Genomic DNA, 9508 nt, shown 5'->3' on the forward strand with positions numbered 1-9508 from the left:
CGGCCGGGCGGCGCGGTCCGCGGCGGGCGGGGCCGCGGCGGGCGGCCCGGATCGGGGCGCGGAGGTCAGACACGGGTCAGCTCCCTCGTGCCGAACAGACCCGCCGGCCGCACCAGCAGCACCAGCAGCATCACCAGATAGGGCGCCAGCTCCCCGATCCCGCGGCCCAGGAAGGACAGTTCGCTCTGGTAGCCGGTGACGAGTGCCTCGGTGACGCCGACGATCAGCCCGCCCACCAGGGCGCCGGTGGTGGAGTCGAGGCCGCCGATGATGGCCGCGGGGAAGGCCCGCAGCGCGGTCAGCGAGGTGCTCCGCTCGAGGCCGGGGGTGGGGAAGACGGTGAGGAACAGGGCGGCCACCGCGGCCAGCGCCCCGGCGACGGCCCAGGCGGCCAGCGACACCCGGCCCAGGCGCACGCCCATCAGGGCCGCGGTCTCCCGGTTCTCGGCGGCGGCGCGCGTGGCCACCCCCCAGGAGGTGTACCGGAACGCGAGCAGGAACGCGGTGATCAGCAGGGCCGCGGTGACGACGGCGGCGACACGGGTGTGCGCGATGTCCACCGGGCCCAGGCTGAGCACCCCGGTCCCCCACGGGTCGCCGGGGGAGAGCACCCGGGTGCCGATGCGGCGGGTGATCTCGGTGGTCAGCATGATGTCCACGCCGATCGTCACGATGGCCAGCACGCTGTGGTCGCCGTCCCGGCAGCGGCGGATCACCAGGAACTCCACGGCCGCGCCCACCAGGGCGGCGCCGCCGACGCCCGCGGCCAGCGCCGCCCAGAAACCGATGTCGTCGTGGAGGACCGCGACGATCCAGCCGCCCGCCAGCAGCAGCGAGGCGTGCGCGAAGTTGACCACCTCGGTGGCCTTGAAGATCACCACGAAGCCGAGGGCGATCAGGGCGTAGACGGAGCCGATGGAAATCCCGCTCAGCAGCAGCTCGGTGAACGTGATCACGAGGCCGCCTCCTCTCCCAGGTAGGCGCGCACCACGGCGGGGTCGCTCTGCACCCGCGCGGGCGGGCCGTGCGCGATGCGGCGCCCGAAGTCCAGGACGGTGACGGTGTCGGCGAGCCGCATCACCACCCCCATGTCGTGCTCGACCAGCACCACGGAGATGCCGAGGCTGTCGCGCACCCGCCCGATCAGGGCGGCGGTCCTGCGCCGCTCGTCCGCGGTCATCCCGGCCACCGGCTCGTCCAGCAGCAGCAGCCGGGGCTCCATGCACAGCGCCCGCGCGAGCTCAACGAGCTTGCGCAGCCCGTAGGGCAGTCGGCCCACGGGCTCGTCCACGTGCGCCGCCAGGCCGGTGAACGCGGCGATCTCCCGCACCCGCTCCCGGTGCGCGGACTCCTCCCGGCGCGCCCCGGGCAGTCGCAGCCCCGCGGCCAGGAACCCGGCCCGGGTGAGCCGGTGGCGGCCGAGCATCAGGCTGTCGGCGACCGTGGCGCGCGGCGGCAGCGCCAGGTTCTGGAACACCCGGGCCACCCCGAGGGCGGCGATCCGGTGCGGCGGCAGGCGGGTCAGCTCCCGCCCGGCGAAGCGGACGCTGCCCGACGTGGCCCGGTACACCCCCGAGAGGACGTTGAAGCACGTGGACTTGCCCGCCCCGTTGGGCCCGATGACGGCGTGCACGCTGCCCGGCGCCACGTCGAACGACACCCCGTCGAGCGCCGTGAGTCCGGCGAACCGCACGGTCAGCTCCCGGACGGCCAGCGCCTGCGCGTCCCCCTCCGCGGCGCCCATCAGACCGCCCACCGCCGCAGCACCGGCGCCGCCGCCCCGTCCCGGCCCGCCCCGCCGTCCGCGTCGTCCGCCGGATCGGCCACCCCCAGGTAGCGCCTGCGCACCTCGTCGGAGGCGGCCAGCTCCGCGGCGGGCCCGGCCAGCGTCACCTGCCCCACCTCGAGCACGTACGCGTACGACGCCAGGGACAGGCCCACCGCCGCGTTCTGCTCGATCAGCAGCACCGACGTGCCCTGCGCGTTGATCGCCCGGACGGCGTCCGCGACCCGGGCCGCCATCAGCGGGGCCAGCCCGAGCGACGGCTCGTCGAGCAGCAGCACCCGCGGGCCGGCCATCAGCGCCCGGCCCAGCGCGAGCATCTGCTGCTCCCCGCCGGACAGCAGCCCGGCGCGCTGCCGGGACCGCTCCGCCAGCACGGGGAACAGCTCGTGCACCCGCTCCAGGGCGGCGGCCGCCCCGCGCCGCCCGCCGGGGGCGCCCAGCGCTCCGGCGCGCAGGTTGTCGGCCACCGTCATCCTGGTGAACACCTGCCGCCCCTCCGGCACCTGCACCACCCCGGCGGCCACCACCCGGGCCGCGTCGAGGCCGCCCAGGGGGCGCCCGTCCAGCAGGACGGAGCCCTCCGTGACCGCGCCGCGGTGGAAGCGCAGCGTGCCGGAGACGGCGCGCAGCAGGGTGGACTTCCCGGCTCCGTTCCCGCCGAGCACGGTGACGACCGCGCCCGCCGGCACCTCCACCGTGACCGAGCGCAGCGCCCGCACGGGGCCGTAGCCCGCGGACAGTGAGCGCACCTGTAGCGAAGCGGCCGTCAACGTCCGTCTCCTCTCGTCGCGTCCCGCCGCGTCCCGTCGCGGTGTCCGACGCCCACCCACAGCAGCACCGCCCCGGCGCCCCGTCCACGCGGCGGTGGCCGGACGTGGCCGATGACCAGAGGCGGCGGCGCGGGACTGTGCGCGGGCACAAGCCGGGGGCGTGCGCCCGGCGGGGGTCTGGTCCGCCGCCTGCCGCGATGGCATCCTCACCAGCCATGGGAGGTCGGCCGGCCGTGGGAGGGCGCGGAGTGCGCACCGACGATGAGCGGTTGCTCCTGGCCAGCGCCTGCGAGGAATTGCTGACGCGGGTGCCGCGGCTCACCGACGAGCTGATGGCGCAGTTGCGGCGGCACTCCGCCGAGTACGACCTGGCCGTGCCGCACGACGAGCACTGGGAGCAGATCGGCGAGGCCATGCGGTACGGCATCCAGGCGATCACCGCCGGGCGCTCGGTGCCGCGCCGCGACCTGGAGTACGCCGAGCGCCTGGGCCGCCGCAGGGCCGAGCAGGGCCTCTCCCTCGACCTGCTGCTGCACGCCTACCGGCGCGCCGGCCACCTGGTGTGGGACGCCCTGCTGGAGGTCGTCACCGAGAAGGACCCGAACGCCCTGCGCCTGCTGGTGCACACCGCGGCGCAGATGTGGGCGGCCGTGGACATCCAGGCGGAGACGGTGGCGAGCGCCTACCGGGTGGCCGAGCAGGCCATGCGCCGGCGCAGCGACGAGCGGATCCAGGCGCTGCTGGACGCGCTGCTCGAGGGGGACCCGCCGCCCGGTCTCGCGGCCCGCGCCGCGGCCGGCCTCGACCTGCCGGAGCAGGGCCGCTACGCGGTGGTCGTGCTGCGCGGCAGCGGCGTGCACACCTCGTTCCACCGGGTGCCGTCGATCGGCGTGATGCGGCTGGTGTGGCGGATGGGGACGGAGTACGAGGTGGGGGTGGCCGAGCTCGGCGACGCCAACCTGGCCGACCTGGCCGCGGAGCTGGACCGCCGCCACGCCGGGCCGGGCGGCATCAGCCCGGTGGTGGGCGGCCTGGAGGAGCTGGGCCGCGCCCGCCGCCTGGCGGAGCTGGCCATGCGCACCTGCGGCCCGGAGGGCGGCGGCGTGGTGCGGCTCGACCAGCGCCTGCCGACCGCCCTGGTGATCAGTCAGCCGGAGCTGTCGGCGCAGTTGGTGGCCGCGGTGTTCGGCCCGCTGCTGCACCTGGACCCCACCGACCGCGCCCTGCTGCTGGAGACCCTGGACGCCTGGCTGGAGTGCGGCGGCTCCGCGGGCCGCGCCGCCACCCGCCTGTACTGCCACCGCAACACGGTCTTCAACCGCCTGCGCCGCCTGGAGCAGCTCACCTCCCGCTCCCTGTCCCACCCCCGCGACATGATCGAGATGACCCTGGCCCTGGACGCGTTCCGCCTGGTCACCACGCGGTAACGCTGCTCGACATCTGCAAGGCGCTCCTCCACGCGGTGGCCAACCTCGCCAAGGCGGGGCTGGAGGTCTTCCGCGACGTCATCACGGAGCCGCTGGACCTCGGCTTCGCCGACTGGATCTGGGAGTGGGCGGCCGAGAAGAGCGGGGACAAGGGCAGGAAGTGCACGATCCTGAGCCTGGTCTCACTGCTGGCGGCGTTCCCGACCACCCTGCTGTACAAGGTCGCCTTCGGCAACGACAAGGAGCCCCTTCCCGAACGGTCTGCCGAGCACCTCCACGGCGCCCGTGCCGGCGAACCGGGAACTGTGGCGGGAGGGGGTCAAGGCCGCCGGGATCATGACCGCCTTCACGGCGCTCACCGTCACCGCGGCCGATGTCGCGGGAGATCCGCACTGGCTGCTGAGCGCGTTCAACTTCGGTATCGGGCTCCTCGCCGGAGGCATCGTCTACGCGGCGGGCAAGTGGGGCACGCCGTCCTTGTCCACCGGTCCCGACGCGCGGGCAGCCGTCGTTCCCCTCTCCACCCGCGGGGCCATGTTCTCGGCTTTTGCCGACTTCCTCGTCACGGTGAACTGGGGCAGGGGATGGAAACTCGTCACCAAGTACTCCTGGGCCCTCAGCACGCTGTTCGGGGCCTACTCCCTCGCTTCGTACGTGTGGGAAGCCGCGAACAAGAAGTACAAGCACCGCGAGCCGGCCGCCATCGCCGTTCCCGTCGGCGCCTGCTCCTCCGTCACCGGGTTCCTCCAGGCTGAGGCGTTCCGCAAGAACCCCTACGCGGTCGCCGGGAAGGCGGGCATCGACTTCGGCACCCTGCTCACCGCGGGGCTGATCACCGCCTTCGCCCCGGACGACTTCCTCCCCTGATCCGGACGGCGGCACCCTGCGCGGGCGGCCGCGTCAGCCGGCGACGGCGGCCCCGCCCGGTCGGCGCACCATGTGGACGTCGATCGGGTCCTGGGCCTCCATGGTGAAGCCGTGGCGCTCGTACAGCTTCCGGGCGGCGCTGCCCTGGAGGACGATCAGGCGGACGGGCACGCCGTCGGCGTCGGTCCGCTCCAGCAGTGTGCGCAGCACGGCCGACCCCAGCCCCCGGCCCTGGAGTTCAGGGGCGAGGTAGAAGTGCTCCAGACACCGCCCGTCCTCGGCCGGGCGCAGGGTGACACAGCCCGCGAAGGCGCCGTCCACCTCGATGACCGAGGTGTGCAGCGGGGAGAAGGAGTCCCGCAGCCGCTGGCGGACCCGGTGCTCGTCGAACCGTCCCAGCCGCTCCAGGTCCGGGCGCATCACCCTCGCCCGCAGCTCCGCGATCACCTCGACGTCCGCGGGCTCCGCGGAACGCAGCGCCCACTGGCCGGGACGGCCCGCCCCGGCCCCGGGCACCGCCCGGCCCGGCCGGGGCCCATCCACCTTCGCACTCGTGTTCATACGCCGGAGTATCCCAGTGGCCCGCCGCGGCCCCGCACGCGGCGGGCCCGTTCACCGGCCGCCCCCGGCCGTGGCCCCGGGACTCCGCCGGGGGCCGCCCCGCCGCCTCGCGGGTCGTCAGCCGTCCACGCCGCGGGCGAGCAGCGCCCTGCGCATGGCGCGGACCGCGTAGTAGGTGCGGGACTTGACGGTGCCCTCCGGTATGCCGAGGACCTCCGCCACCCTCGCCACACCGCTGCCCTCGAAGTACACATGGCGCAGGATCTCCCGCTGCTGCCCGGTGAGGTCACCGAGCGCCTCCAGCACGACCTGGGAGGTCAGCAGCCGGTCCACCCCGTCGGCGACGGGGATGTCGGTGGTGTCCAGCGGGTCCGGGTCCGCGGGGCGCAGGGTCCGCGCGCGGTGGTCGTCGATCACGAGGTTGCGCACCACCGTGAACAGCCACGGCCGCATCTCGCCGACCTCGGCGCCGAGCCGCTCGGCGTGCCGCCAGGCCCGGATCGCGGCTTCCTGGAGCACGTCCTCGGCGCGGTGCCAGTCGCCCCCCAGCAGCCGGGCCGCGTACCGCAGCAGCAGCGTGCCGTGCCGCTCGTACACCGCGCGGATGAACGTCTCGGCGTCCGCGGCGCCGACCTGCCCGGAGCCCTGCGGGGCGGGCCGGGTCCCACTCGTACGCGACGGCGTCGTCCGCCGCATCTCCGCGACACTCGTCACGGCGCCTCACACTTCCTCACGGTAACTCCCCCAGCGGTCATGACGGTGGTTGCTCGAGCCACCCCGCGCCCGCCGCCACCCGCCTGCCCCGGGACCGCCGTGCGGCGGTCGGGCGGGGTCCGTCGGGAGCGGCTGCGCCGGGTGGTGGCGCTCGGTGCGCGGCGCCGCGCGGCGCCGCGGGTGGTCACCAGACCAGGGCGTCGCCCTGGCTGGCCTGCCAGTGGGTGACGAAGGCGCTGCTGTCCACGTACACGCCGCCGCCCGGCAGCTTCCGGGTCGTCTCGCCGCCGGTGGAGCCGTTCATGGCCCTGTTGGAGAACAGCACGCCCAAGGTCTTGGCGGTGTGGCCCTCGTAGCCCTCGGGGCTGGCCGTCATGACCCCCGCGTAGGCGGTCTCACCGGGCCGCAGCGTCACCACGGCCTGCGGCTTGCTCTCCTCCAGCCAGGGGGTGGGCGCGTGGGCGCCGGCGCCGAAGCGCAGGTACGGGGCGCCGTGGGCGTTGCACGCCTTGGTGCCGGTGTTGGTGGCCTTGATCAGCAGGTGGTTGATGGGCCGCGGCACCGCGGTGACGGTGACCTTGGTGTTCGACGCGGTGCAGGCGGCGGTGGTGGGGGCCTTCTTCGGAGTGGCGGCGGAGGCGGTCTGGCCCGCTTGGGCGCCGAGCATCGCGAGGGCGGCTGCGGCGACCATGGAGGCGGCGGCGGCGCGGGTGGTGAGGCGGTGGGTGAGGCGCATGGGGTGCCTTCTTTCCTGTTGTCTGTGACGGGTTCGCCGTGGTGGGCACGCCGGGTGGATCACATTCGGAAGATGATCTTCCGGTTTTCGCGGGTGGCGGTCCGGCCGTGTGCGGTTGAGGTGGCAGCCGGCGGTCGCGGCCGGCGGTCGCGGCTCCGACGCCCTCCCCCCCCCCCCCCGGCCCTCAGGACCGGGCCGCGTCGGCGTCCGCGAGCCAGTAGGTGACGCGGGCCGCGCCGGTCGGGCGCGCCCCGCCGGGAGGCAGGGACGGTGTGGCGGCCGGTCCCGCGCCGCCGCCCTCGCGGTCGAAGAAGCGGATCGAGAGGGTCCGCTCCGGGTGAGCGCCGCTCCCGCCGCCTTCGGCGGCCGCCGGCACCACGCCCGCGTAACCCGAGTCGCCCGGCGCCAGCGTCGTCGGCGCCATGGGGCGGGTGCCCTCGTCCGGCGGCACCGCGCCCTGCCCCTCCCCGGACCCGATCACCGGGTAGCCGTACAGGGCGCACGGCGTGGACCCGATGTTGGTGACGGTGATCAGCAGGCGGTCGGGGGAGCCCTCGACCCGGCGGGCGGTGACGTCGGTCCCGGCGCCGGTGCAGGGGCGGGCGCCCTCGGCGTCGGAGGCCCGGGAGGCCGCTTCCCTCCCGGTCGGCGCCGGCGGCTCGGAGGGACCGCCCGCCCGCTCCGTGGCCGGGCGTCCCCCGCAGGCGCTCAGGGAGAACGCGGTGAGCGCGGCGGCGGCCAGCAGACGAGCGGGGCCGGCGCGGACGGCAGCGGGCATGAGAGGCCAAATCCATTCCATGGGAGGGGGGTTGCGCGCCGCCCAGGACCGTTCTCCGGTGAGCGCCGTGCTTGGATGGCCCAAGCCTGTGCGACGCTCCGTCCCACCCGCCACCTCGGCCGGGCCATCCGGGACGCTGGGACGTTCGAACCGGCACTGACCTGGGGAAACGCAACCTTCCTCGAATGCTCGAATGGGACGGAGTACTGGTGGGTGCGGCTGAGGAGACGGCTGATTTCGCGGCGTTGCTGCGGGAGCTGAAGGAACGTTCCGGGCTGAGTTACGGGGTGCTGGCCAAGCGGCTGCACATGAGCGCGTCAACGCTGCACCGGTACTGCACGGGAGAGGCAGTGCCGGCCGACTACGCCCCCGTGGAGCGTTTCGCGCGGCTGTGCAAGGCGCAGCCGGACGAACTCGTCGAGCTGCATCGGCGGTGGATCATGGCGGGCGCGGCCAGGGAACGCGACCGGCGCGCGGCGGCGCAGGCGTCCGCGCCCCCGGAGCGGGAGCCCGCGCCCGGCGGGGGGACCGGGGAGGAGACGGCACCCGCGGTCCGGGCCGAGTCGGCGGCCGATCGGCAGACCGCGGCCGAGACGGACGCGGCGCCCGCGGCCGCGCCCGGAAAGCCGCCCGAGGAGGCGAACGCCCCCGCCCCGGATGCCGGGGACGAGCCCGCTGTGCTCACCGCGCCCCCCGCGGCGCCCCGTGCCTCAGCTCGCCGGCGGCGGGCCCTGGTCGCGGCGACGACCGTGGCCGTCGTCGCGCTGTCCACCGTGGTCGCGGTGAGCCTCGACGGCGGCGGAGGTGAGGACCGGGCGGCCGAGCAGCCCGTGGGCGGCGTGTCCGTCCCCCGCCAGGCGGACTCCGGCGCCGCCCGGCCGACGTCGGGGTCCCCGTCCCCCTCGTCGGCGTCCCCCTCGGCCGGCAAGAGCAAGTCCGCCGCCCGCAAGCGGGACGCGACGTCCTCTGCGCCGTCGGGCGGCCCGGCCGGGAAGGCCGGGGCTGCGCGGGAGCGCGACGCGGCCGACGACACGGTCCCGCTGACGGTGAGCACCCGCACCCACGCCTGGGCCGTCCCGCCCTGCGGCGTGACCTACCTGGTGAACCGCCTGCCCACGCAGGTGCTGCTGCCGCCGGAGCCGCAGGACGCGCCGGAGTGGGTGAACCAGACGGGCGCCGTCCCCGCCGGGGAGCAGCGCATCGCGCTCACCGTCCAGGGCACCGGCGACGAGACCGTCGTCATCGAGTCCATCCACGTCCGTGTGCTGCGCAAGGGCGCTCCCCTGCCCTGGAACGTGTTCGACATGGCGGCGGGCTGCGGCGGGAACGTGTCCACCCGGTCGTTCGACGTCGACCTCGACGCCGCGCAGCCGGCCGTCGTCCCGAAGGCGGGGCAGCGCGGCTTCCCGTACCGGGTCAGCGAGTCCGAGCCCGAGGTGCTGTACGTCACCGCCCGCGCCGGCGCCCACGACGTGAGCTGGGTCCTCGACATCCAGTGGTCGAGCGGGGGCCGGCAGGACAAGCTGCGCGTGGACGACCAGGGGAAGCCGTTCCGCACCAGCGGCATGGCCGGCCGGCCGTACTACGAGTACCTGCCGGGCTCCACCGAGTGGGCGGAGTCGCTGGACCCGCCGAACGACTGACGTGCGCGGGGGCTCCCGGGCCCGGGTGCCCGGGAGCCCCCGCGCACCGGGGGCGGCCCGCCGGAGTCGAGGGGCGCACTGGTCGCTTCCCGTACCGTGCTGCACACTGAAGGCGGCCGGTGGCCCGGTGCCGGTGTCGGTTTGGTCGGTGAGGTGGGAGGGATGTCGTGAGCGCGCTCATCGAACCAGAACAACTGGCCCACGAAGAACAACTCATCTGGCTCGA

General features: G+C 75.3%; 10 protein-coding genes. 3 read left to right on the plus strand and 7 right to left on the minus strand.

Annotation, left to right across the window (positions count from 1 at the left end):
* Window positions 1-65: 65 nt before the first annotated feature.
* Genes ACYVO2_RS28505 through ACYVO2_RS28515 form a run of 3 tightly spaced genes read right to left on the minus strand, consistent with a single transcriptional unit; the run spans window position 66 to window position 2556 of the window.
* On the minus strand, window positions 66-956 hold the full coding sequence (locus ACYVO2_RS28505) for a branched-chain amino acid ABC transporter permease (protein ID WP_461010902.1): 891 nt from the start codon (window positions 954-956) through the stop codon (window positions 66-68).
* Window positions 953-1744, minus strand: a complete 792-nt coding sequence (locus tag ACYVO2_RS28510; protein ID WP_461010903.1) for an ABC transporter ATP-binding protein — start codon at window positions 1742-1744, stop codon at window positions 953-955. The genes ACYVO2_RS28505 and ACYVO2_RS28510 overlap by 4 nt, the downstream gene beginning before the upstream one ends.
* Window positions 1744-2556: an ABC transporter ATP-binding protein gene (locus tag ACYVO2_RS28515; RefSeq protein ID WP_461010904.1), complete on the minus strand. Its 813-nt coding sequence runs from the start codon at window positions 2554-2556 to the stop codon at window positions 1744-1746. Before ACYVO2_RS28515 ends, ACYVO2_RS28510 begins: the two co-directional genes overlap by 1 nt.
* A 233-nt stretch (window positions 2557-2789) precedes the next feature.
* Here ACYVO2_RS28515 and ACYVO2_RS28520 point away from each other — a divergent pair, with 233 nt between their 5' ends.
* Window positions 2790-3983, plus strand: coding sequence for a PucR family transcriptional regulator (locus tag ACYVO2_RS28520; RefSeq protein WP_461010905.1), 1194 nt, complete (start codon window positions 2790-2792; stop codon window positions 3981-3983).
* Window positions 3984-4268: 285 nt separating this feature from the next.
* Window positions 4269-4850, plus strand: coding sequence for a hypothetical protein (locus ACYVO2_RS28525; protein WP_461010906.1), 582 nt, complete (start codon window positions 4269-4271; stop codon window positions 4848-4850).
* A 33-nt stretch (window positions 4851-4883) separates the two neighbouring features.
* On the opposite strand, the gene ACYVO2_RS28530 is transcribed toward ACYVO2_RS28525, so the two are convergent.
* The 4 genes from ACYVO2_RS28530 to ACYVO2_RS28545 form a co-directional block, all read right to left on the minus strand.
* Window positions 4884-5411: a GNAT family N-acetyltransferase gene (locus ACYVO2_RS28530; RefSeq protein ID WP_461010907.1), complete on the minus strand. Its 528-nt coding sequence runs from the start codon at window positions 5409-5411 to the stop codon at window positions 4884-4886.
* 117 nt (window positions 5412-5528) lie between these two features.
* Window positions 5529-6125 (minus strand): sigma-70 family RNA polymerase sigma factor, encoded by a 597-nt coding sequence (locus tag ACYVO2_RS28535; RefSeq protein ID WP_461010908.1) that lies wholly within the window; start codon window positions 6123-6125, stop codon window positions 5529-5531.
* A gap of 184 nt (window positions 6126-6309) precedes the next feature.
* Window positions 6310-6861, minus strand: a complete 552-nt coding sequence (locus tag ACYVO2_RS28540; RefSeq protein WP_461010909.1) for a DUF4232 domain-containing protein — start codon at window positions 6859-6861, stop codon at window positions 6310-6312.
* A gap of 184 nt (window positions 6862-7045) precedes the next feature.
* Window positions 7046-7639 carry a DUF4232 domain-containing protein gene (locus tag ACYVO2_RS28545; protein WP_461010910.1) on the minus strand — a complete coding sequence of 198 codons (594 nt, stop codon included), beginning with the start codon at window positions 7637-7639 and terminating at the stop codon, window positions 7046-7048.
* Window positions 7640-7824: 185 nt separating this feature from the next.
* On the opposite strand from ACYVO2_RS28545, the gene ACYVO2_RS28550 reads away from it, so the two are divergent.
* Window positions 7825-9282 (plus strand): helix-turn-helix domain-containing protein, encoded by a 1458-nt coding sequence (locus ACYVO2_RS28550; RefSeq protein WP_461010911.1) that lies wholly within the window; start codon window positions 7825-7827, stop codon window positions 9280-9282.
* Window positions 9283-9508 lie beyond the last annotated feature (226 nt).

This window comes from Streptomyces capparidis (assembly GCF_054782095.1).

Excerpts from the sequence above, each read along its gene's own strand:
- ACYVO2_RS28510 (WP_461010903.1), bottom strand. The coding sequence starts at position 1,744 with ATGGGCGCCGCGGAGGGGGACGCGCAGGCGCTGGCCGTCCGGGAGCTG.
- ACYVO2_RS28530 (WP_461010907.1), bottom strand. The coding sequence starts at position 5,411 with ATGAACACGAGTGCGAAGGTGGATGGGCCCCGGCCGGGCCGGGCGGTG.
- ACYVO2_RS28540 (WP_461010909.1), bottom strand. The coding sequence starts at position 6,861 with ATGCGCCTCACCCACCGCCTCACCACCCGCGCCGCCGCCGCCTCCATG.
- ACYVO2_RS28545 (WP_461010910.1), bottom strand. The coding sequence starts at position 7,639 with ATGCCCGCTGCCGTCCGCGCCGGCCCCGCTCGTCTGCTGGCCGCCGCC.
- ACYVO2_RS28550 (WP_461010911.1), top strand. The coding sequence starts at position 7,825 with ATGCTCGAATGGGACGGAGTACTGGTGGGTGCGGCTGAGGAGACGGCT.